The sequence below is a fragment of the Staphylococcus sp. LCT-H4 genome, assembly GCF_001866145.1.
Taxonomy (GTDB): Bacteria; Bacillota; Bacilli; order Staphylococcales; family Staphylococcaceae; genus Staphylococcus; species Staphylococcus succinus.
In genome coordinates this window covers 817690-839852 of sequence record NZ_MODY01000002.1, presented here as the reverse complement: position 1 = coordinate 839852, position 22163 = coordinate 817690, and the positions used below count along the sequence as shown (strand labels likewise).

Annotated in this window: 28 protein-coding genes; 11 read left to right on the top strand and 17 right to left on the bottom strand. The window is 27.4% G+C overall.

What is annotated here, in order from left to right:
- Positions 1 to 87: 87 nt before the first annotated feature.
- A complete protein-coding gene (locus BK821_RS08895; protein WP_071331574.1) occupies positions 88 to 2400 on the bottom strand; it encodes a CDP-glycerol glycerophosphotransferase family protein in 2313 nt (770 codons plus the stop codon).
- A gap of 744 nt (positions 2401 to 3144) precedes the next feature.
- Positions 3145 to 3300, bottom strand: a complete 156-nt coding sequence (locus tag BK821_RS13485; protein ID WP_177165129.1) for a hypothetical protein — start codon at positions 3298 to 3300, stop codon at positions 3145 to 3147.
- A gap of 232 nt (positions 3301 to 3532) precedes the next feature.
- On the opposite strand from BK821_RS13485, the gene BK821_RS08890 reads away from it, so the two are divergent.
- The 4 genes from BK821_RS08890 (at position 3533) to BK821_RS08870 (ending at position 6481) form a co-directional block, all read left to right on the top strand.
- Positions 3533 to 3724 (top strand): hypothetical protein, encoded by a 192-nt coding sequence (locus BK821_RS08890; RefSeq protein ID WP_071331568.1) that lies wholly within the window; start codon positions 3533 to 3535, stop codon positions 3722 to 3724.
- A 951-nt stretch (positions 3725 to 4675) separates the two neighbouring features.
- Positions 4676 to 5284, top strand: coding sequence for a stage II sporulation protein M (locus BK821_RS08880; protein WP_071331567.1), 609 nt, complete (start codon positions 4676 to 4678; stop codon positions 5282 to 5284).
- A gap of 239 nt (positions 5285 to 5523) precedes the next feature.
- The gene (locus BK821_RS08875; protein ID WP_083390166.1) at positions 5524 to 5724 is read left to right on the top strand and encodes a hypothetical protein; all 201 of its coding nucleotides are present in this window, start codon (positions 5524 to 5526) and stop codon (positions 5722 to 5724) included.
- 517 nt (positions 5725 to 6241) lie between these two features.
- Entirely contained in the window at positions 6242 to 6481 is a 240-nt protein-coding gene (locus BK821_RS08870; RefSeq protein WP_071331566.1) for a DUF3923 family protein, read from the top strand.
- An 85-nt stretch (positions 6482 to 6566) separates the two neighbouring features.
- Here the strand turns inward: BK821_RS08870 and BK821_RS08865 are convergent, their stop codons facing one another.
- Positions 6567 to 6869, bottom strand: a complete 303-nt coding sequence (locus tag BK821_RS08865; RefSeq protein ID WP_071331565.1) for a hypothetical protein — start codon at positions 6867 to 6869, stop codon at positions 6567 to 6569.
- A gap of 361 nt (positions 6870 to 7230) precedes the next feature.
- Between BK821_RS08865 and BK821_RS08860 the strand changes: the two genes are divergently transcribed.
- On the top strand, positions 7231 to 7680 hold the full coding sequence (locus tag BK821_RS08860; protein ID WP_071331564.1) for a MarR family winged helix-turn-helix transcriptional regulator: 450 nt from the start codon (positions 7231 to 7233) through the stop codon (positions 7678 to 7680).
- Positions 7681 to 7692: 12 nt separating this feature from the next.
- Positions 7693 to 8886, top strand: a complete 1194-nt coding sequence (locus BK821_RS08855) for an MFS transporter (RefSeq protein ID WP_046836379.1) — start codon at positions 7693 to 7695, stop codon at positions 8884 to 8886.
- 235 nt (positions 8887 to 9121) lie between these two features.
- Here BK821_RS08855 and BK821_RS13480 read toward each other — a convergent pair whose 3' ends face one another.
- From BK821_RS13480 to BK821_RS13350, 5 genes are all read right to left on the bottom strand, one after another.
- A complete protein-coding gene (locus BK821_RS13480; protein WP_177165128.1) occupies positions 9122 to 9292 on the bottom strand; it encodes a hypothetical protein in 171 nt (56 codons plus the stop codon).
- A gap of 131 nt (positions 9293 to 9423) precedes the next feature.
- Positions 9424 to 9606: a hypothetical protein gene (locus BK821_RS08850; protein WP_071331563.1), complete on the bottom strand. Its 183-nt coding sequence runs from the start codon at positions 9604 to 9606 to the stop codon at positions 9424 to 9426.
- A 203-nt stretch (positions 9607 to 9809) separates the two neighbouring features.
- The gene (locus tag BK821_RS08845) at positions 9810 to 10070 is read right to left on the bottom strand and encodes a hypothetical protein (protein WP_071331562.1); all 261 of its coding nucleotides are present in this window, start codon (positions 10068 to 10070) and stop codon (positions 9810 to 9812) included.
- Between the two features lie 328 nt (positions 10071 to 10398).
- The gene (locus tag BK821_RS08840) at positions 10399 to 10596 is read right to left on the bottom strand and encodes a hypothetical protein (RefSeq protein WP_046836376.1); all 198 of its coding nucleotides are present in this window, start codon (positions 10594 to 10596) and stop codon (positions 10399 to 10401) included.
- 495 nt (positions 10597 to 11091) lie between these two features.
- Positions 11092 to 11265: a VraH family peptide resistance protein gene (locus tag BK821_RS13350; RefSeq protein WP_141768366.1), complete on the bottom strand. Its 174-nt coding sequence runs from the start codon at positions 11263 to 11265 to the stop codon at positions 11092 to 11094.
- A gap of 137 nt (positions 11266 to 11402) precedes the next feature.
- On the opposite strand from BK821_RS13350, the gene BK821_RS13720 reads away from it, so the two are divergent.
- Genes BK821_RS13720 through BK821_RS13715 form a run of 3 tightly spaced genes read left to right on the top strand, consistent with a single transcriptional unit; the run spans position 11403 to position 12204 of the window.
- Positions 11403 to 11705 (top strand): IS3 family transposase, encoded by a 303-nt coding sequence (locus BK821_RS13720; protein ID WP_177165127.1) that lies wholly within the window; start codon positions 11403 to 11405, stop codon positions 11703 to 11705.
- Entirely contained in the window at positions 11702 to 12058 is a 357-nt protein-coding gene (locus BK821_RS08835; protein WP_177165126.1) for a DDE-type integrase/transposase/recombinase, read from the top strand. Before BK821_RS13720 ends, BK821_RS08835 begins: the two co-directional genes overlap by 4 nt.
- Positions 12046 to 12204, top strand: a complete 159-nt coding sequence (locus BK821_RS13715) for an IS3 family transposase (RefSeq protein WP_141768364.1) — start codon at positions 12046 to 12048, stop codon at positions 12202 to 12204. The genes BK821_RS08835 and BK821_RS13715 overlap by 13 nt, the downstream gene beginning before the upstream one ends.
- A gap of 99 nt (positions 12205 to 12303) precedes the next feature.
- Here the strand turns inward: BK821_RS13715 and namA are convergent, their stop codons facing one another.
- Entirely contained in the window at positions 12304 to 13338 is a 1035-nt protein-coding gene (gene namA, locus BK821_RS08830) for an NADPH dehydrogenase NamA (RefSeq protein ID WP_071331561.1), read from the bottom strand.
- Positions 13339 to 13459: 121 nt separating this feature from the next.
- On the opposite strand from namA, the gene BK821_RS08825 reads away from it, so the two are divergent.
- Complete coding sequence (locus BK821_RS08825; protein WP_071331560.1) at positions 13460 to 13810, top strand: winged helix-turn-helix transcriptional regulator; 351 nt, start codon at positions 13460 to 13462, stop codon at positions 13808 to 13810.
- 736 nt (positions 13811 to 14546) lie between these two features.
- Here the strand turns inward: BK821_RS08825 and BK821_RS08820 are convergent.
- Together BK821_RS08820 and BK821_RS08815 are read right to left on the bottom strand one after the other, a co-directional pair.
- Complete coding sequence (locus BK821_RS08820; protein WP_071331559.1) at positions 14547 to 15071, bottom strand: hypothetical protein; 525 nt, start codon at positions 15069 to 15071, stop codon at positions 14547 to 14549.
- A gap of 612 nt (positions 15072 to 15683) precedes the next feature.
- Entirely contained in the window at positions 15684 to 15890 is a 207-nt protein-coding gene (locus BK821_RS08815) for a YozE family protein (RefSeq protein ID WP_046836374.1), read from the bottom strand.
- A gap of 577 nt (positions 15891 to 16467) precedes the next feature.
- Between BK821_RS08815 and BK821_RS08805 the strand changes: the two genes are divergently transcribed.
- Complete coding sequence (locus BK821_RS08805) at positions 16468 to 16872, top strand: sporulation protein (RefSeq protein ID WP_046836372.1); 405 nt, start codon at positions 16468 to 16470, stop codon at positions 16870 to 16872.
- A 63-nt stretch (positions 16873 to 16935) separates the two neighbouring features.
- Here the strand turns inward: BK821_RS08805 and BK821_RS08800 are convergent, their stop codons facing one another.
- The 6 genes from BK821_RS08800 to BK821_RS08770 all read right to left on the bottom strand — a co-directional run bounded on the left by BK821_RS08800 (position 16936) and on the right by BK821_RS08770 (position 22071).
- Positions 16936 to 17292: a rhodanese-like domain-containing protein gene (locus tag BK821_RS08800; RefSeq protein WP_046836371.1), complete on the bottom strand. Its 357-nt coding sequence runs from the start codon at positions 17290 to 17292 to the stop codon at positions 16936 to 16938.
- A complete protein-coding gene (locus tag BK821_RS08795) occupies positions 17289 to 17804 on the bottom strand; it encodes a MarR family winged helix-turn-helix transcriptional regulator (RefSeq protein ID WP_046836370.1) in 516 nt (171 codons plus the stop codon). Before BK821_RS08795 ends, BK821_RS08800 begins: the two co-directional genes overlap by 4 nt.
- 201 nt (positions 17805 to 18005) lie before the next feature.
- The gene (locus BK821_RS08790) at positions 18006 to 18623 is read right to left on the bottom strand and encodes a hypothetical protein (RefSeq protein ID WP_046836369.1); all 618 of its coding nucleotides are present in this window, start codon (positions 18621 to 18623) and stop codon (positions 18006 to 18008) included.
- A gap of 355 nt (positions 18624 to 18978) precedes the next feature.
- Positions 18979 to 20238 carry an oligosaccharide MFS transporter gene (locus BK821_RS08785; protein ID WP_071331558.1) on the bottom strand — a complete coding sequence of 420 codons (1260 nt, stop codon included), beginning with the start codon at positions 20236 to 20238 and terminating at the stop codon, positions 18979 to 18981.
- Positions 20231 to 21226 carry a glycoside hydrolase family 43 protein gene (locus tag BK821_RS08780; protein WP_071331557.1) on the bottom strand — a complete coding sequence of 332 codons (996 nt, stop codon included), beginning with the start codon at positions 21224 to 21226 and terminating at the stop codon, positions 20231 to 20233. The genes BK821_RS08785 and BK821_RS08780 overlap by 8 nt, the downstream gene beginning before the upstream one ends.
- Positions 21227 to 21747: 521 nt before the next feature.
- Complete coding sequence (locus tag BK821_RS08770) at positions 21748 to 22071, bottom strand: hypothetical protein (protein ID WP_071331556.1); 324 nt, start codon at positions 22069 to 22071, stop codon at positions 21748 to 21750.
- Between the last annotated feature and the right edge of the window lie 92 nt (positions 22072 to 22163).

The following is a 22163-nucleotide window of genomic DNA, read 5'->3' as shown; positions in this document are numbered from 1 at the left end:
TCTATTAAAATTCTCTTTTGATCTTCAAATTTAATTTTCTCCTTTAAATCAAAAACTTTATTTTCCATTAACTTTTCCTCACATTATTTATTTAAAAACTGTATCTAAAATCTTATTTGTTGCTCCAATTGAATCCTTATTCATTAATGTTTTAGTAACTGAGTTGTAATTTATCCTCTTTATTCTAGTTAGCTGATTCGCCAACTTCACTTCATCTTTCGCAGCTTCTGGAAAATTACCTATTTCTTCTAAATCAAAATAAAATCCTACTTCTTGTTGATAGTCATTTGTATCTTCTTGTAATAAGAAAATAGGCTTATTTAAATGCGCATAATCAAATATAGTTGAAGAATAATCTGTAATCATTGCTTCACTTAATATATATAACTCTTGAATATCAACAAATTCATTATAAAAACAATGTATTCTCGAGTCTAGATTATTATATCTACCACGTAGCCTTGATTCATTTGGATGCAACTTAACGATTATTTTGTATTCTTCTGGTAAATTTTGTAGTAACTTAATTAAATTTATTTTTGTTAGGCTATCTCTTTGTCCTTTTCTCCATGTCGGGCAGTATAATATATATTTTGCATTAGGATCGTGCTCAAATAGATATTTATTTTGAATTCTGTTCCACTCTTCTACACTATTGTTATTTAATAGGTATTCATTTTTCGGTGCTCCCGATTCAATTATATTCAGTTTATTGTTTTTTTGTAATTGAAATGCTGATTGAAGCAACATAGTATTAATATCAGAAGAAGTTATGAGATAGTCCCATTTCTTCATTCTAGGTATGAACTGTTTTAATTGTGCTTCCTTCTCTTGCACATTACTCAGGTCATTCACCATTTTTTTAAGTGGAAAGCCATGCCATGTTTGAATAAATACTTGCCTACTGTCTTTAGATACTTTATCCCATGAGTTACCATTCATAAATACATACTTACAAGCACGAAACGTTTTCTTGTATTTTTCTGATCCAAATCTAACAGGTATAAAACCATGATTTCTAATTTCTATATCTACTAATGAATTAGATGAACTTACAAACACTTTTTTATCCTTAAATTGTTCCTTTATTTTTAATGCAATATATTTAGGATCACCGCTAAAGTTACTTCCGTGGAATGACTCAATAAACACCTTGTTTTCTTCAGGATCTATATCATCAAGTATTTTCATCTCAAGCTTATTTTTTCGATAATCATATAGCTTTCTCATTTTAGTAAATACTATATTACTATTTAACAATTTATTGAAAAACTCTTTGCTCTTTAATTTTTCATACATATTCTTTCTACGATTTAATTTATGCAACTTAGCTGTGTTATCTCTTTTTAACTTATAGATTGGACTATGCGATTTGTTATCATTACTAAGTACTTCATATAGTCTTTTTAGATACTCTTCAGCATAATTATCATTAACAAAGTCTTCTGTTAAATTACCCACATCTTCTTGTCTTTCAGTTCTTGTATATTTATTATCAAATACTTCTAAGACTTTTTTGCTGTCTGCTATTAAATTCTTTTCTAGGAATTTGATGCCATTATACTTACTGTATATTTCCTCAAGTACATTATCGTCACCTCTGTATACGAGTGACTGATTACCAGCTGCTAAAGTTTCTAATATAGAATACCCGAGTGTTTCATATGGTGAAGTTGAAACATAAACATAATTAACTGGCTCTTTACCATTAATATGCACATTACTCTCTAAGTTATAATACTTAACTAAATTCTTATATAAAGTCTCTGAAGGCCCATATCCTTTGATGTACAGTTGAATGTCTTGTCTATCTGTATTTTTCTTAATATAATTCATTAGTTTTATTACATATGAAATATCTTTTATTTCATCTTCGAATCTAGATTTAATTAATAAATTTCTTTTTGTATTAGAGGGATTTTCATTAATTTTTATATGTTGAGCATTTACATAATTATTAAAAACCGAATTAAATTCATATTTTATTTCAAACTTACCTTTAATTGACTTAGTGCTAACTCTAATACTATCGATAGTGTCTAATGATAAGTCTATATCTTCACTAATATATTCAAGAGGCCCGTGTATTTCTCCAACTATTTTAATACCTTCATTTTTTTGCTTAACAATACGTGAACATTTAAACAGGTCTTCCCTAGTAATGATTAAAATATCGCCATTAGACATTTCATCATAATCTTCCATTGTATAAACTTTAAATTTAGCTGATTCAAATCTTTCATGTATAATTAATTTTGTAATTTCACTTGGCTCAAAATCCTGTTTATTAAAATATTTAACTTCATGGCCATTTTCCAAAAAAGCTTTAATTAAATTGATATTACTTCTAGATGTGCCGCCCTTAGCAAAAATATTAAACCCTAAAATGTTTATTCTCATTTTCACACCAAAACTCCCTATTTTTTTGTCGGTTAATATTATCTGAATAAACTGTCTTCCCTAACAATTCTATTCCTTATGACTAACATAATACTATATGCTCCAAACAAAATCTATATTATTTTTATATTTTATCATTAATTTTTTGTAAATAAAAAATTAACCATATCTAGCAAGATATAGTTAACTAGTATTTATGATAGTAATATCAAAAGGCAGACTGACTATAATTGTTTTACAAAGGTTATTCACTGCGTTTTTTATATCTTATGTCTGTATAAATCATTATTATTATAATAACTATGTAAATTACGACAAATGTAGTCATGTCAATCCTGTCAAAGGAGTATAAGAAAAAAGTAAAGAGTGATAGTAGCCATATTATAATATTGATAGCCTTATGTAGTTTCACAGGTTGTACCTCCTTCGAATATTTATGATAACACATTAATAAATATCAAAAAATTAGGAGTTACAAAAGATAAAATTCCGACATATAATTATAAGTAATATAATATTCAAAACAACAGTTAATTTAACTTATTGTAAAACATGGCATTTGAATGATGTTATATCGGTTTAGTATCATGCACCTACTTCAAAAATATTTTGATTTACGACTACTCCCCCAAAAATTAACAAACTTATTATATTTTATTACTTATTATGTCAAAAGCGTGTTTATCTGATTGTAGATCATGGAGTACATTAAATTTTGAATTTATTTCACTAAGTTATTGTGAGTCATTTTTCTTCTGCGACTTTGACTATATAAGCAAGGATTAGAATTAACGGTAAAGCTGTAGTTACATTACCATTATTAAAAAACGGCAAGCAACAGTTAGCTGCTGCAATATAAATGACCCCTAAGAGAATTGAAAGTATTATTGAATTTTTCATTACATTTGTCTCCTATGATTCAATATATTACCAAAACAAATAGAGCTTCCCTTATTTCTATAAGACACAAAAACATGTCACTTAATACAAAACACCGGCTTTCATTTAGACAATATAATTTTAAAAACTTTTTATTTTAAAAAACAAAAAGTTTTTGACATTTATATATTATTATATCATATTAGTAAGAGTGTTTATTAAATTCTTATTAAAAACGAAAGCGTGGATTATTATGAAAGACGTGAAAGATCAGAAAACTTTAGCCAGATTTATTTTGTTGCTAATATGTTTGCTTATTTATTCAATTACAGATATGTATGAAAAATATAACTTAATATCACTCGTTGTATTAGCTGCTGTTGCAGGCGCAGCAATACATTATGTTGTTGAATTTGCATTTTATATATATAAAAATAAAAGATGATAAACTATTTAATAACTTGATGTTCTATATAGTATCAACACAAGAAAAAACGCGTTTAAAAAAACGTAAACACAAGGAGAAGTAATATTGAAATTCATTAAGATCTTCATCGTATTTATGATAGCTTTAATTGTTTATTCTTTATCGAGTCTATTACTAGATTCCTATGATTTAACAACAAGTATAATATCATCATTCATCCTTACAACATTATTTTTCCTTTGGACAAGAAATGAAAAAAACTAATGTTGCTTTATTGACGTTAAGCCTTTATTTTTTTATCTTCCTATTTCTAACTCATACATACTCGAACACTCTAAAAAAGAGCTGATTTAATTAAGGCTTTGATGAATTCAAAGAAGGAAGTGAACGAGATATAGTAAAAATTAAATTAAGAACATATTTAAATAATTTTGTAGGTCTATTATTTTTAACTTACTTCTTGTTATTAACATTTACTAATATCATTAATGTTAAATGGTCTATTGGTTACATAATTATTATTGCTATTGTTTATGTTATTAGAGATTTATATGGACATAAGCAAAGAAGCAAAGCGAAATACTAATCTTACATGATATAACAAGTAACTATAGCATTTACAGTTAGGAGCTTTTTTTGCAATACTTATACGCTTTTTTATTCATTCTTGTATTTATTCCGGCTTGTACATATTACCAATTATCTGTTGGAAGATTTCAAAAAAAGAGATCAGGTAAAAGTAATGCTGAATTGAAAATTGATAAAAAACATTTGATCATTGGAGCATGTTTTTATACACTATTATCAATTTTAGTAGTAATAATTTACCTAGATAATTAATATAATTCGTACTATCGTTTATATTTTTTCTCACTTTTAATTAGTTTTATTTTCAAAAAGAAAAGCATCTAGATTTGATAGTAATATTTCGGATAAAGTGTTTTTTTAATTAAATAAGAGAGGTACATTATGTTCAATATAAGAGACAATGATTACACCAAAAGATCAATAAAGATATTTATACTAGCAACAATTATTTTCATAATTACGTTTGTTCTAGCAATTATCTTTACACCCTCACTCGCAACATTAAAAAATTTAGGTTCTGGCACTTCTAGTAAACTTTCAGAAGCTCGTGGTTTGAAAAAAGTTTGGGAATACATAATAAATAACGGATTTAAAACACCTTTACAAATGCTAATCATCGCTATTATTCCAATCCCATTTTTATATTTCGCTAATTTAATTAGTACAATTATAATTACAGGTATTTTTTTTGGATTTGCAGTTCATCTTGATGTTTACAAAGGCTCTATAATGGTTCTATCTTCAATGCCACATACAATCATCGAGATACTTGCAATGTGCTTTGTTATCAGTGGTTTATATAAATTAAATCAAGCGATTATTAGAAAAATCAGCAATCTTTTCAGGAAAAATAAAAAACAAAGGTTCTCTCTTAAATTAGCTATAATTAATTTATTTAAAATCTACGTTTTTATTGCTTTACCTTTATACATAATAGCAGCATTTATAGAAACATATTTCACCTCTTTTATAGATAATTTGTTTCACTAATTAATAAATTGTTTTACTTTGTAAAACTAAATAACAATACCATCTATTTTATCTAAGTTGACTCTTTGTTTTTACATATCTTCACTTGGATTTTAAGAGGTATTTTGAAGTATTCGTCTTTCTTAAAATGCAGATGTGAGCAAAATAAACACGCTTGAATGCCATACACAAAGTTATGAAGAAGAAATCATAAAGATAGCAACAACTAAATTACATAAAAATTGAGGAGGTACACATATATGATAGTTACAATTTTAATATTGATACTAATAGTTAATTTATTAGAAGCCTTATATCTAGGAATAAAGTTTCGGGAATTAAAAAAAAGAAATGCAGCTGATAAAGAATATAAAAAATTGGTAGATAAGTTATCTCCATTAATGTCTGTAACATTTATTATATCAATAATTATCCTAGTTATACTTTGGATTATTGCATAAAAATTCGAACATTTTATTTATTATAGCTTCTTCATGTTCATCATTATCCTTTTAGATAGTAAACTTAAGAATATAAAGGGAGGATTACTGATGCGTTTAGTTAAATATTTCATACTCATATTCATAGTCTTTTTTATACTAGACATTATATTTTTTGGGGTTGTTACAAAAGAAATTAACATTATAAGAATATTATTATCATCATTAATATTTGCGACGATAATGACCTATTTCAATCACTTTACGAGTAAATTCACAAAAAGATAAACTCGCTTAAAAAAGTTGAGTATAGTTTGATAAAAAACAAAATATTTTTTAATTAGCCTGTTTTACATCCATATACCTTTCAGCGTTATATTACATATGAACATACTGTGATAATAACAATCAAAAATACTTTTAAAAAGACATTATATCTATCTAGTATCAAGACAAGAAGAAACTCGTTTCAAACCAAAAGAGTCAGGAAAGTTGGTAAGTTATTCTAATATCAAATTTAAAAATGAAGGTGAATAAAATGAAAATTTCATGGATTTTTCGGTGGACTATAGGGGCTATTGAAATTTTAAGCTTTATAGGCTTTGCTATTTTTCTTTGGGCAAGAAATGTAGACGCATCAGGCGCTATACAAACTACTGAATTGAAATGGATCAACATAGCTATTTTAGGTACTGCGTATGTCATGCCATTCATAATACAAATAATATGGTTAATAATTAACCTATTTTTATCAAAAAGGCAAAATAAAATGGCTTAAGTTATTTACAATAATCTATTGCCTATTTACATAACTAAATCATCAAAAGAATAAAGAGAGACTAGATTTATTATCTAGCCTCTTTTTATTCTGCCTTTAAATATGTAATTAATTTAGGGATTAATAGACTAATTAAATAAATAATAGCTGTATTAATAACAACTGATTCAATAAGTGTTACTGGCTTAAAATAACCTAATACCTTCACACTCGAATTCAATATAAATATAGAAAATATTAAAGAACTCCCCATGGAAATGATATTCACTATTGCAACTATAACTGCTTTATACTGTCCGATCGATAGCATATTAAGTGTTATAAACATGATTCCAAATATAATATAACCGATGACTGTAAATGATAAATAATTTGAACTTTTCCTCATCTCTATAAAATATTAAGATAAGAAGAAACTCGTTTCTAAAAACCAATAAAAGCGCCTAAAATTAAACTTTTTATTATTCTTTTTTCTTCATTTAAAGCAACGTCAACACCTAACCTATCGCTATCCCAGCAACAGTGCGCAAAGGTCCCATGACAGCAGATAAAGTAACTCCAAATATTATACAATAAAGAATAATATTAGAATTCTTCTTTAATAAATTTTTCAAAATAAAAAGCTCACTAATTATTATTAAATGTCTGCTGCTTTTATTCCTTTTTTTATCAATTTCAAGTTGACAAAAATAATAATTTGTCATTTAATATAGTTAACTGGTTAACAAAATTAAAAAGGAGTTTTCACCTTGAATAAAAAAGATGAAGTTATCAAATCTCTTGAAAAATTTATAGTTGAAAGAGAGAACAGTAATAAAAAAAGAATTTATAGGAAAAGTGAGAATAAGATTGATTTGTCTTTAACACAATTCCATATAATAGAAATAATTGATAAAAAAGAAAAAGTAAATAATAAATTATTAGTACAGGATTTAAAGATTTCTGCACCTGCTATTTCAAAATCTATGCGTAAGTTATTAGATCTTAACCTAGTCGAAGAAACCTATCTTGAAGAAAACAGAAAAGAGAAATACTACAAACTAACTTCTAAAGGATCAGTATTTGCCAATGTCCACGAAGAATTACATAAGCGTGCGACCAAAAAATACAATGAAATATTAAATGATTTTGAGGAAGAAGAATTAGAAGTAGTTATAAAGTTTTTAAATAAAGTAACAAAAAGTCTTAAAGAGGATTAAAGGAGAGATATCATGCTAAAAAATGACAAAGTAAAACGTACAATGCTTATTGTATTCGGATTTATGGCGTTTTTTGCTTCTTTAATACAAAATATATACACACCTATCATTCCCCAATTGCAAAGCGACTTTAATGTCTCTTTGCTATGGGTTAATACAACTGTTGGAGGGTTTATATTCATAGTTGCAATAATGCAAATTATTTTAGGAAAGTATATTGATTCGAAAAATCCAAAAAGCATGTTATTAATAGCAATTGGTATTACATTATTAGGAAGCATCGCTTGTACTATGACAAATACATTTATCATTTTCGCAATATTCCGTCTTTTACAGGCTATAGGATGTGGTATGATCCCATTAATCGTTATTACATTGCTAGCAGATTTGTCATCTGACGATAATCGATCATCTATGATGTCTAATTATCAAATAATACTATCTTGTGCACCTGCATTAGCACCAATACTTGGTGGATTAATAGGTAATGATTATGGTTATAAAGGAATTTTCTTGGTATTAACTGCTGTATCGATTATTCTACTCATTGTAACTATATTTATAAAAATACCAGAGGTAAATAAATACAATAAACCGAAGAATTCTGTAAAGTATGTGTCCTTCTTTAAATCGAAATCTTATAATATTATGATTTCTTTTGGATTTTTAATTTTCTTCACCTATTTTGCATTATTAGTATATTTACCTATTCTTTTAACAAGAATATATAATATATCTACTGCTTTAACCGGTTTTTTATTCTTACCAATTACCGTCAGCATAATATTAGGTAGCTTTACTTATAAGAAATTAGCTAAAAATGTTTCTAATACTGTTGTATTCAAATTAACTATGATTATATTCCCAATTTTATTAATACTATTTAGCATTCTAAACCAAACTAATATTTATATATTATCAATTAACATATTCTTAATTGGACTAATTGTAGGTATCATACCTGCTCTTATATCTACAAATTTATCATCAGAATTTCCTAATAAAAAAGGAGCTGCTTTAGGCGCATTTAATTTTATTAGATATACAGGGATGGCACTTGGCTCTATAGCAGTAGGATTATTTAATATATATAATGTATCCATACTATTTGTTGCTATAGCTATACTTTTATTAATACTGGCTTCCGTATATTTTCTATCAAAGAGACAACATAAGTTAATAACTAATAAAGCCTATAATAGTTAGACAAATTACCCCTCACCAGATAAAACAAAATCTGGTGAGGGGTATTGAAATAAAATATGAATTTTATTACTATATATAATTAAGATCGAATAACAAAATATTATATATTGTAACAAGATAAAAAGAAACTCATTAAATATAATAGAATGAATGTTCTAATAAGTTAATAAGAATAACCATCCATTAATATATATGGGTGGTTTGATATGTATCAAGATTAAGAAGATACTTATTTTCAACTCGTTTCAGATTCGCTTTTTTCTTCATAAATCAAAGTCGCTGAAATATATAACCAATTGCTGTTAGTTTGTATTTCTAAAACTTTGATATTATCTTTTTTTAAAAATGCATTTACCCTTTTATCCAGAGTTTTTTCGGTGAATGCAGTAAACGTTTTAAGTTGCATGAATAGTCTCCTTTGTTTTAAGTATATGAGTTTATGTCCCAGACTCTTTGATTTATTTTAAATTAGTTTGATAAATAAACGTGATAGTAATTTGAGCAAAGTTTATACTATGTATATTTCTAAATTAATTATTATGAGTCATTTTTATTTTCTTTTACGATTTTAACTATATAAGCAATAATTAAAATTAAGGGCAATGCTGCACTTATTACTGTTATATAGTTACCATTGTTAAATAAGAACGGAACACAAAGTATAACTACTGTACTATATATAATACCTAAAACAACAGATAATATAATTGGTATTTTCATTATAGAACCACCTTATGTATTCTTATTTTTTAATATTATATATAATATTAAGAAAAAATATTTCTAAAGAAACGGATTATCAAACTGCACATATCAAGAAATAATGAAATAGTCACCTCTTTCATCTCTTTTTTAATTCTTTTATTTTTCACTAACATAACACCCTCTAATTTTAATAAATATTGATCCAAATTAAATCTTATCTAATACCTGTGTTTTTCTATATTCTTTTTCAATTTCAAAACGAAAGAAAAAACAGCACATACAATAACGATCAATATCAAAATAGATAATAAAGTCATGCTAGAACCTATAATATTTATTCCAAATGAAGAGCTACCATTTGATTCAAAATGAGCATATGTATTAAAGATAAACATTAATAAAATACCAACACCAGCAAGAATACCTACAACATCAAAAATCAATTTTATATAGGGATATTTAATATTTTTAGTTAACATACAACCACTCCTTACTATACTCGATATAAGATCGTAAAATTAGAATTTTTTATTTATGTCATTTAACAAATTGTAATCATTTTTATTTTTCATCGTTTTAATAAATATTGGATAAAAAATAATAAGCAAAGCTATTAATATTTTCGGAGTCATATTAAAAACATCCCTTTCTTTTTAAAATAATATGCAGATACATCATCACAATTATTTTACTCTTTATCATTCGCATAAATTTTTGTGAAGATCAAAAGAATAGCAGCTAAAAAAATTATAAATATAGGCATAAAATCTCCTTTTAGTATGTTACCTGTTTAATGAATCATTGAATTTATATATCATCTCTATCTTTCCAACTGTTTCTTGTCTTAACAAGTAAATAAATGGCATTTATCCCCATTACAACAGTATAAATTATTGTTAAAGTTAAATTATCAAATTGATAAATAAAAATGAGACCGACTAATAAAAATACATTTAATATAGTTGATATAAGAAATCCCATGCCTTTTGTATTATTATCTTTCATAAAATTCACCTCCTATTTTGATTAAGTTTAATATAACTATTTTATTCCTTCTTAAAATACCTTATAGCAAGGTTACAGACCTAACTATTAACCAAAGAAGAGCAACACTATTATTATAGAAATGAGCAATAAATCTACTACTATATATTTGATATTGTTCTCTAAAAAACTGGGTATAATACTGATTATTATACTTATTAGAAATATAGCTGAAATGATACTGTTTAAGTAATCTAAAAAAGACCATTCAAACATTTCTTTTAAAACGGAAATTAAAAGTAAGCATAGTAGAGACGGAAAAAATATAATACTTGATAATCTTTCATAGCTTTTGTAGTTTTTGAGTGCTTTTAACACGAATTATTTCTCCTAGAATCTTATATTTATTCCTTTAAGAATATGTAGTTATTTAGATTTCCTTTTATAACACATGAAATATGTCAATAAACTACAAATTAATATGAACAAAAATATAGCCATATTATTATCAACTCCTTAACCATCATCTTCATTGAAGAATAAATAGAAATATGCAATTATGCCTATTGGCACACCAATAAAAGGTGTTATAAAAATACATCCTAAGACAATACATAATACTAAGTATATGACATCTGTAGAGTCCCATCGGTAATTCATTAACATTTCTTTTATCTCTTTAAACTTCATCATTACCCCCCTCTAGTAAAATCAGCAAATATAAATAACCACTTTTAAAATATTAACTATTTTGTAAAACAATTCATTTATATTTATATTGTATAACAAAATTCCAATGAATTCTAGAATAGAAATAAATTATAAAATTGTTATGCGAGCATCTAGAAGTAAGTCGTAGTGGTTATTATAAATGGTGTAATAAAGAAGTTTCTAATAATGAAAAACGTTCTAAGTTAATTGAGAAAGAAATCAAGCGTATATTTAAGAACTCTAAAGAAACCTTCGGTGTAATAAGAATGCATTACGCTTTAAAAAGAGAGTGCAATTTAAATGTTAATATAAAATGTATTAGAAGGATGATGCGAATTTTAGATTTACGAGCACAAATCAGAAAAAACGCCCAAATTGGGTTAGAATCAAATCACATTTCACAGCAGAAAATATATTGAATAGAAATTTTGAAGCAAAAAAACCAAATGAAAAATGGTTTACTGATATTAGTTACTTAAATTACGGTAATGGTAAAAAGGCTTATATTAGCGCTATTATTGATAGATATGACTTAAGTATTGTTGCCTATAAAATCAGTAAATATAATGATTTGAAAATAGTAATGGATACATTAGAAATAGCTTTAAATAATCATCAGGTATTTAACACTGTATTACATAGTGATCGCGGTTTCCAATATACATCTAAATCCTACAAAGAGTATCTAGACGCTCATAATGTGAAAATTAGTATGTCTAAAGCAGGTAGTTGTTTAGATAATCAGTCAATAGAAGCTTTTTGGGGACTTTAAAATCAGAATATTACTATAGAAATAAATTTACAACATATGAAGAACTTGAATCAGGCATTAGCAGTTATATTGATTATTATATGAATAAAAGATACGTTCCAAAATTTGATGGCCTAACACCGAGTGAATATCGTAAGGTATCTTAGCAATTAAGTTTTATGTATTAATATTCTTAGAAGAATAAACGAAAAACCCAAAGACTAAGTGTCTTAGGGTTTTAAATCTATCTAGTATTGATTAATATATTAGTGACTTAGCCATCTTGATCCATATCTTGTATATTGAATGGGAGCGTCAATAGTAGCATTTAATTCTTCTGCAGCTTGGCGTGGCCAAAATGGATTCTTAAGAAATTCACGTCCTATAAAAATTAAGTCTGCTCGATTATTTTTTAGAATTTCTTCAGCTTGTCTGCCTGTTGTAATTAATCCTACAGCCCCTGTTGGAATATCTACTATGTTTTTGATTTTATCAGCAGCTGGAACTTGATAATTAGGATAACTATCTACTTTAACTGGAGCAATACCTCCTGAACTGCAGTCTATTAAATCTACACCTTGGTCTTTCATTAGTTTAGCATATTCAATATATGTTTCATTAGTATTTCCATCTTTATGATAGTCTGTCGCTGAAATACGAACAAATAAAGGACCTTGCCATACCTCTTTGACTGTATCTATAATTTCTTTAACAATTCGGTACCTTTTTTCAAAACTCCCCCCATAATCATCATTTCTATGATTCGATAGTGGAGATAAAAATTCATTTAATAAATATCCATGAGCACAATGGATTTCAAGAACATCAAAATTAGATTTTTTTGCGCGACGTGCAGCCTCTTTATACTCTAGAATAAGGTGATTGATCTCTTCTTTAGTCATCTCTAAAGGTGTTTTTTTATCTTCATTGAATGGTAATGCAGATGGAGCTATTAAATCTACGCCTTCTTTTTTAGCAAGTCTTCCAGCATGCCCTATTTGAGCACCTACTTTACTGCCAAAGCTTTGTATCTGTTCTACAAGTTCACTCAATCCTTTAACATGTTTATCATCCCATATTCCCAAATCTCCTGGACCAACTAAACCATTTGAATCAACAATTAGAGTTTCAAGGAATATAAGACCAGCTTGACCTAACGCCCTTGATGTATAATGTGTTAAATGAAAATTTTTAACTTCGCCTTCTTCATCAGAACTATGCATACTCATTGGGGACATAACTATTCTATTTTTAAATTCTGTATCTTTAACCTTAAAAGATGAAAATAACTTATTCGTCAATATAATCTCCTCCTGTATTTATTTGATAAATACATTTTATGATATATAATCTATTTATGTAAGTACGCACATATTTGTTGTGTAGTATCAAAAAGTATACTGTTTATTGGAGGTATTTAGATTGAAAAAAACTAATTGTCCTAATCCTGATGCATGTCCTGTATCAACTACTGTTAATATAATTGGCGGTAAGTGGAAAGGTCTTATTATTTATCACTTGATTAAAACACGTCGCTTTAATGAATTACGACGTTTAATGCCTGATGTTACACAAAGAATGTTAACTTTACAGCTTAGAGAACTGGAAAAAGATGGTATTATTCATCGAAAAGTTTATCATCAGATTCCCCCAAAAGTTGAATACTCACTAACAGAATTAGGAGAAACTCTGAAACCTATCATAATGATGATGAGAAAGTGGGGAGAGGATTACGAAAAAGTACCACACGATGTTAACAATATGAACAAATAGGAGAATCTTTCATAAGCAAAAATAATTTAAAAACAAAAGGATTTAGACTAACTCATAAATATAAAATGACCTCTTATATCAAAAATATAAGAGGTCATTTTATATTTTAACTGTCTACCTTGACGGTAGTTGTTTAGCGAGCTGGATGCCATCAATCATTAGCAGATTTGAACCTTAACTTATTATAATTCTGAACTTTGGAAATCTTACTCAATAAATAATCACTTAACTAGTATGCAAACAAAAGAATCACCCAGTGACAAAATGGATGGCTAAACTAAAAACATTTTAGAGATGTATGGCTTAAAGCTATTATTTGATTACCACATTACATTCAATATAAACCTAATAAAGCAGCCGAATTAACGGCTGCTAACATATCATATTCTATTTAAGAAGAGGTAACTTCATAGTATAAAATTACCCATTTAAATTTAAATTAAACAAAAAAGGATAAGAACATGTTGGTGATTACTCTTGTAGAATGAATACTATTTATATATTAAAAAGCAAGAATGGGACAAATGTACTTGTTCTATTTTGACAAATACACAATGATTAAAAGTGTATGATATTTCATGGCTGAAAATATTCAATTCATAATTCAAAAAAGGAAAACCTAATAGATTAAATAAAAACGCCATTCGAGGAGTCGCTGTGATTGTAATGGAAGTTTGTATTAACTATATACAACTTAGTGTGTAAAAAGGTCTAAAACAATTAACGCTAAATAATATTACATAAATTGTAATTCGTAAATATCCTTCTCATTATAGTTATTAAAACTATCTATATGACCTTTTAATAATATTTCTTGTTCTTTCCTACTCACATTATGAGAATATTTCAATCTAATATTCATGTTAGATTCATAACCATTATTTTTTATTGTAGAATCTAATTCTTCAAAAACTTTTTTGTTAATAGGTATTAAATAACCTTCTTTACTAGGTAACATATTAGCATATTTTGTTTGGATAACTTTATCTTCCCCTAATAAAATCTCTATAGTAATCTTTCTAGCAGCACCGCCGCCCAAGTTATATAATTTCAAATAATCTTCATGTTCTGTCACATTCGAAGTTGTATTTATTAAATGTAATTCTTGATTACTATCTTTAGTTAATAAGATTTGGTTAAATGCTAAAGCTGGAATAAAACTAATTTTCATTTGATATAATTGAACCGATACTGAAACAAAATAAAACAATGCCATTATGAAAGTACCTATTGATCCAATTGCTGATATTATACTGATCATTAAGTTCCTCCTTAACATTTTAAGTATTGTTCAACGTTTTATTATTAAAAACAATAAAATTGAAAACCACCCCGAAGGGTGGTGAGTATAATAAAATGATGCAAGACCGCTGATAAATAATAAAAATCCAGCTAGCGATTTCTACTATTTAAGAATAACGTTAAAATGACTGACCCTAATATTAGTATAGTGCAATTTAATGTACCACAACTATATATTACCACTCGTTAAACCTTATAAACATTCATATCGACAAAATATATAAAAGTATTATAATAGAAGTGTGCATTGGGTATTAATGTATATGCAAAAAAATAACCACTCCGAAGAGTGGTTATATCTGGAGTAAGTCTGAATACACACCCTAAGGCGTACATTAGACCCACTCTATTGTCATCACCCTAGGGTGCGCTTTGTAATATTATAATAGTTCACAATAAAAGTAAAGCATAAACTTATTGCGGTCAAAAAGATTCGCCCAACTGATAAAGAAAATAGAACAAGCTCATGACCGTGCCTGCTCTGTATAGTATAATATCTGATTTAATTCTATAGTAAAAGCGTCCCTCATTAGGGACGCTTTTCATTCGAGGTAGTAACACCATTTAGGAGTTAACAATAATTAGAATATATATAAAGTGCTCTTTTTACATATTCAATTGTACAACCTTCTAAACGTTGTTTACGAAAATATCTCAAAATTTTATCAACTGATTCTTCATCCATAGGAAATCCAACGTCTTGGTTTATCCAATTTGCTATCTCTCCTAAAGGTGTATCATCACCTGAATAATCTTGTATAAATTCATAAAAACTCAAAAATCCACCTCTTTTTAATGAGCCATACGAATTGTATTATTTTTTAACATTTTACGCAATAAATAAAAAACATACTCCTAAGAGTGGCTTTAATAAAATATAGAAACAAAATACTTTTATAATAGTACTATCTTAAATTAGAGTTGTGTCTTGAATAAATGAATTCTTGATATTTAATTCAGAAATAAAAATATGGGATAATATACTCATTTGAAAGTAAGATGATATAATTATATATTATTTCATATAACAACGTAAATTTATGTAAATAGCCTAATACATAATAAAGTTATTATTAAAATTACAGTTACTATTATACAAACGTCTAATACGCTTTCTCCTTCCTTTTTACCCTTTTTAATTTGGTTAACATGCATTACCACAGTTGCTATAAAAAATAACGTTATCAATATCAATAGTATAATTTCAATTAAGATTATAGTCATATAGCTATCCCCTTTAGATTATATTTGATTAATATCTATATACCCATTAATACGATAGTCAATTTATTAACATTATAAATGTTTTTGTTTACTTTATGATGTCGCGGGAAATTTTAATATGAGGTGATAATATGTTGCCAAAATGGCTTAGTCAGTTTGGAATTAATGATTTAAAAATTAATACTGTAGTAGATAATAACTCGTTTTACGTTAATGGTAAGTTACATGGGAGTATACTCATTGAAGGAGACAACTCATCAGAAGAAATATATAATATAAAATTAGAAGTCATAGAAAAAATTGAAAATCATGACCCTACAAGTGATTTTAAAGTACTCGATAACATCTTATACACTTATGAGATTAAAGATAAGTTCACTGTTCAAGCTAATGAAAAAATTAGCCGCAAATTTTCAGTAGCCCTACCATTAGAAAATATAAAAGGTAAGCCTGATCAAATAACTATAAGGACACATATATATTTAGCAAATGCAGTTGACAATTATGACGAAGATCAAATTGATGTAATATATTAGCTTATTTATATTTCATTCTAAACAAAAATCGGGTGATAGTATATGATCACCCGATTTTTTAATTTAAATATTTTCTAGAGGCAAATTCATACCTTTCCAGCCTTCTAAAGCGCCAGCTAACTCATATGCCTCATACCCATGTTTGTATAGTTCTAATAATACAACTTTCCCTAAAATGGTACCACCAGTCCAATCATACACTACATATATTTTATCTTTTGATAAATCATCTAAATAATCGTTCAAATTTTTAGCTGGTATTTCAATAGCATTTTTAATTTTATCTTTTTTAATGTGTTTTGGAGCATTTCGAACATCAATAATTGTATATTTTCCTTCACCAGTTTCAATATCTTTCATTACTTCATGATGATTTATATATAAACTTAAAAATGTTTCTAGGAATTCTACTTTATTCATAATAGTTCATCCTTTTCTAAATGATTTTTGAGCTTGTTGGATAACATATAAAATTGTTCTTTTTCTTCTTCACTAAATACTTCAAAAACTTTTGAAACTAAATCATAATTAAAAGGTAAAAATCTTTTTAACAACTTTGAACCCTCAGTAGTCAATTGGACATAATTCGTACGTTTATCATTTGGCAAAACTTTCCTTCTAATTAAATTTCTTTTTTCCATCCCTTTTATTATGCCAGTAATCGTCGATTTTTTGCTTCCTAATTTTTCTGCTAAATCAGATGGTGCTAATGTCATATCTTTTTCATATGTTAATAGCATCATTATTGAAAATTTTGCTTCAGTTAAATCATATTTTTGTAAAAGTGAATCATATTTATCTTTCATTAAACAATAAGACTTATGAATTTCTAAATAGAGTAAAACATCAATTATGTTTAAATTATCATAATCTTTTTTCAACGCTTTTAATTTAGCTAATGTAGGACTATCAAACAAATATATATCTTCCAAAAGATGACCTCCCCAAATATAGTTAGGCGCCTAACTATATTAAAGTTATCATACCTTATCTATTTTTTCAATACAACTATCTATTCAAATTCCATATGTTTCGAAATTTTAAATATAAAAAATCAGAGGGTATTTATTAGTGTAATATCCTCTGATTTATAGCGTTTAATTTCTTTTATTCTAATATTCCCATATTTAACTCTAGTTTGTATATTGGATATTTTGGGCTACTTCACCTACATCTTGATTATCCGATGGCTCAACATAAATTGTTTCTATATTCTCTTCAATAACCTTTTTAGTAACTTCTGCCATATGACTGTAATCACTAACTTGAGGACTTTCCCATTTATATGGCACATTTTTATATAAGTTAATTGTGCCATCTCCATTACTACTATAAGTTATAGAACCAATTGCGCTATGAGAAGATGCTATTGTAGTCACATCCTCTTTATAAACAGCGCTATCTTTTGCTTGAGGGTTGACTTTTGAACCTTTCGCTATCTTGTTAATATAGATTGGCATAGTCGGGTCTACATTATAATTAGACACACGTAATTGATACCATATACGTGCATATTCGATTTCTTTAGTACTAAAATAATTTAAATAATCCTCTTTCTTCCCCTCTTTAGAAATACCCTTCTCTTCAGTTTTTTTATTCTCATTAATTGAATTTTTGGCATTACTAGCATTACTCGTCTTTTCATCTTCTTGATTATTATAGTTGTTGTTTTCCTTAGTATGATTATCATTACAGCCAGAAAGTCCTATGGCTATCAAAAAGACTATTAACACAATGAATATTTTTTTCATTTCATTTCTTCCTTTCATTTTTTAAATCAAATAGAAATTCAGTAATTTTAATAAATTAGTAACTTATATGTATTTTACATCATAAAACCTATTATACTATAGTACGCAATTCATATTTAGACTATCTATTAACTGATCGTTTTATACTTAATTATATTTATTTTCTCCTAACTACTTTTTTATTCAAATCATTGTTATATTATGCCTTATATAATGTATCTAAACATTTTTCCAAAATGAAAAATTGTGTCTAACAATTCAATAAATAAAAAGCCCTCCTAAAAATTTCCACTTTTTAAGTGTCTACTTTTAGCAGAGCTTGATAAAATTACATACTTCTTTTTTATTCATTATATTAACTCATATCTCTCACTTTTTCTTTGGTAATTGTTAAATCAGATAGTGCTTTATCACTCTTCATCAACAGCGTTCCAATACAAACTAAAATAATGATAGTAACTGACATAATTAAATAGGTATTTTGAAAACCTATTTCTACATACAATTTACCCATTACTACAGAAAAGAATGCTACTCCAAGTTGTTTTGCAACGTTGAAAGCAAGCATATAAATTGTTGCTGAAAGCCTTATATCAAATATACTCACTATATATTTCATTATCGATATGAGCATTAATGGCATTTCTATAGCTGCTAATAGTTTAAAGAAAGATAACAACCAAATCTCATCTGTAAAAGCAGTACCTACCACTCTTACAAACAATACAAGGCCATATAAAAACAAACCATTTTTTGATCCGATTTTATTTATAATCCATGGCATGATGACCATTACGCCTGCTTCAATGAATATTTGTGTTGAAGTAAGTCTACTAAATAGTGATTCTCCAGTTCTACTGTCAGGGAAAAATTGCACAAAGTAATTAGGAAACTGTTGATCAAATACATCATATAAACTTGCACTACCAATAATTAATAAACAAAGTCCCCAAAAACTTTTATTTTTGAATAGCTCAAAGATGCTTTCTTTATTTACATTTGGTTTCTCATTTTGACTATCATCATTTTTTTGATAGTCGGATTTTTTCACTTTAATACTCCAAAGTAATATACCTAGTAACAAAGCTGATATAGAGCATATCCAAAAAATACTATTGGCATTATGAACAAACATGATGCCCCCAGCAAAAGCAAAAGCACCACCTGCTAATGACCCAAATAGCCTTGTATGACCGTATTCAAATCCATTAGCTCTACTTGATTTTTCACAATATGACTCTACAACCCCAACGCCACTGTATAGGCATAAGCTTATAAAAGACCCACCAATGATACTACCTAAAAATACATTTAATTCTAGCAATGGTATAAATGCATATTCGAAAAAAGGACCAATAAAAAGTAGGCACAAAATGACAAAAGCAAATAAATATTTTTTTAATCCTAATTTATCTTGAATTATACCGTAAATTGGCTCTAATATTATCGCAACGATAGACATAGTAGCAAAAACAATACCAGCTTCAGCTGTATCTAAATTTGCCTCCTTATTTAACCATAATGGTAAAAAAGTTATTATCAATGTCCATATTGCAAAATAAAAAAAGTTCACACCTCCAAAGCGCCAAAATACACTACTTTTAATATTAATCATCGCTATCATCCTCCAATATTCGTGGCGAATTTGGAGTCCATCGTTCATCTGGCACAGGTTCGCCCAATATTGGCATACCGATATTATCCCATTCTATAACTTGTGCTCTTGCGTGACGATTCGGATCATATAGCGGATCGCCTTCAATGGTTTGATAATTTCTAGCGTGATAGACAATAATATCTTGATTATCATCTTCTGAGATAGTAAAAGAATTATGACCAGGTCCATATTGTGCATTAACGTTACTACTTTTAAAAATAGGTTGGCTCACTTTAGACCACGAGTTAGAATCTAATAAATCACTAGTGATATCAGCATATAATAAGCCTACACAATATTCTATCCCCGTTGCACTTGCTGAATAGGTTAAATAAATATAATTTTCTTTTATTAGAACGGCTGGTCCTTCATTCACTAAAAAGCCTTGTTTTTCCCAATCATATTCAGGATAAGTTAGCATATTTATTTCGCCTTCTAAAGTCCAAGGATTTTTCATCTTTGAAATATAAATATTTGAATGACCTGGAATTTCAAAGTCTTGCTGTGCCCAAACATAATATAAAGTGTTATTTAAACAAAATATTGTAGCATCTAAGGCAAATGAATCCCAACCTGTATCTATTTGTCCTTTATCTACCCAATTATCAGATAAAGGATCATCAGAGTTATTTTCTAATACATACATCCTATGATTAAATGTATCATCTTCAATTTTTTCATTAGGCGCTGCCGCATAATATATATACCATTTACCCTTAATTTTATGAATTTCAGGCGCCCAAATTAAATGACTTTGTCCCCCTTTGTCATGTCTTTCCCATATTACATGTTCTTTGGCATCGTATAGACCGTTTATCGTATCAGATATTCTCAATATAATTCTATCGTATTTAGGATGTGAACCTGTAAAAATATAATTCCCCTTTTCTTTGTAAATAAAAGGATCCGCCCTTTGTAATACGATAGGATTGCTAATATTAACCATAAAACTCCCCCTCGATATTTTTGAAAACGTTTTCAAAAATAACTATAAAATATTTGTCCGTACATGTCAAATTAATTACAAATACGTCCGTATAAATTATAAAAACGCAATATTCAATGTATCATTGGAACCGTTTTAAAAAGCTAAATTCTCTTCACCTATGTAACACAAGTCATATTTTGTTTTACTGTAAGTTTTATCGGGTGGTTATCCAAATCATGCTTGTAACAAGTGCTTATGTTGAATATTCTATATAAAAATCTTATTAATAGGCATAAAAATACACTTCTTTAACGTAAGGCACTTTTTACATTCAAAGTGTTTACTTTTAAAGAAGTGTAGTGTTTCATATTTATTGTATTTCTCTTGAGTAGGATTAGTTGGGAGATTATATATAACTGTATTCAACGAATGGATGATTGCTATAACACTTATAAAACAAATTAATATTTTTTTCATAATTCTATCTCCTTGAAGAAAAAGGAATACAAATCATACATTGTATTCCTTTTCTAACCTGTTTAGTAGCAAGCTGAATAACCAGCTGATGCACCTTGTTTTCTACCTGTACCTTTACCTACATGTTTCTTAGCTGTAGCACGTGATTTTTTAACGCCAGCTTTAGCAGCATCATAAAGTGCCCCTCCACCAAGAGCGGATACAGCCCACCTTGCTGCAGCAGCTAAATTTCTTGGCTCAGTATTATTTGAAACATCATATGTTTCTTTACTTTCTAAGTTATTAGTTTGGAAAGCTTTTAAATCATTAGAACTACTTGCATTAACTTGTAAAAGTATACCTATTGCCACAACACAAAAAATATAAATTATTATTCTTTTTTTCATAAAAATGAAACCCCTTTATTTTTACGCAAAATTACAATAATAAACATAAAATATCATTTACAATATACATAATTAAATATAAAATAGCATAA

Coding starts and splice junctions, on each gene's coding strand:
- BK821_RS08870 (WP_071331566.1), top strand. CDS start 6,242: ATGAAAATTTCATGGATTTTTCGGTGGACTATAGGGGCTATTGAAATT.
- BK821_RS08865 (WP_071331565.1), bottom strand. CDS start 6,869: ATGAGGAAAAGTTCAAATTATTTATCATTTACAGTCATCGGTTATATT.
- BK821_RS13350 (WP_141768366.1), bottom strand. CDS start 11,265: ATGAAGTTTAAAGAGATAAAAGAAATGTTAATGAATTACCGATGGGAC.
- BK821_RS13480 (WP_177165128.1), bottom strand. CDS start 9,292: ATGCAACTTAAAACGTTTACTGCATTCACCGAAAAAACTCTGGATAAA.
- BK821_RS08820 (WP_071331559.1), bottom strand. CDS start 15,071: ATGATCAGTATAATATCAGCAATTGGATCAATAGGTACTTTCATAATG.
- BK821_RS08840 (WP_046836376.1), bottom strand. CDS start 10,596: ATGAAAGATAATAATACAAAAGGCATGGGATTTCTTATATCAACTATA.
- BK821_RS08845 (WP_071331562.1), bottom strand. CDS start 10,070: ATGTTAACTAAAAATATTAAATATCCCTATATAAAATTGATTTTTGAT.
- BK821_RS08770 (WP_071331556.1), bottom strand. CDS start 22,071: ATGAAAAAAAGAATAATAATTTATATTTTTTGTGTTGTGGCAATAGGT.
- BK821_RS08880 (WP_071331567.1), top strand. CDS start 4,676: ATGTTCAATATAAGAGACAATGATTACACCAAAAGATCAATAAAGATA.
- BK821_RS08780 (WP_071331557.1), bottom strand. CDS start 21,226: ATGGTTAATATTAGCAATCCTATCGTATTACAAAGGGCGGATCCTTTT.
- BK821_RS08890 (WP_071331568.1), top strand. CDS start 3,533: ATGAAAGACGTGAAAGATCAGAAAACTTTAGCCAGATTTATTTTGTTG.
- BK821_RS08790 (WP_046836369.1), bottom strand. CDS start 18,623: ATGAAAAAAATATTCATTGTGTTAATAGTCTTTTTGATAGCCATAGGA.
- BK821_RS08895 (WP_071331574.1), bottom strand. CDS start 2,400: ATGAGAATAAACATTTTAGGGTTTAATATTTTTGCTAAGGGCGGCACA.
- BK821_RS08850 (WP_071331563.1), bottom strand. CDS start 9,606: ATGAAAATACCAATTATATTATCTGTTGTTTTAGGTATTATATATAGT.
- BK821_RS08875 (WP_083390166.1), top strand. CDS start 5,524: ATGATAGTTACAATTTTAATATTGATACTAATAGTTAATTTATTAGAA.
- BK821_RS08785 (WP_071331558.1), bottom strand. CDS start 20,238: ATGATTAATATTAAAAGTAGTGTATTTTGGCGCTTTGGAGGTGTGAAC.
- BK821_RS08855 (WP_046836379.1), top strand. CDS start 7,693: ATGCTAAAAAATGACAAAGTAAAACGTACAATGCTTATTGTATTCGGA.
- BK821_RS13485 (WP_177165129.1), bottom strand. CDS start 3,300: ATGAAAAATTCAATAATACTTTCAATTCTCTTAGGGGTCATTTATATT.
- BK821_RS08805 (WP_046836372.1), top strand. CDS start 16,468: ATGTTGCCAAAATGGCTTAGTCAGTTTGGAATTAATGATTTAAAAATT.
- BK821_RS08800 (WP_046836371.1), bottom strand. CDS start 17,292: ATGAATAAAGTAGAATTCCTAGAAACATTTTTAAGTTTATATATAAAT.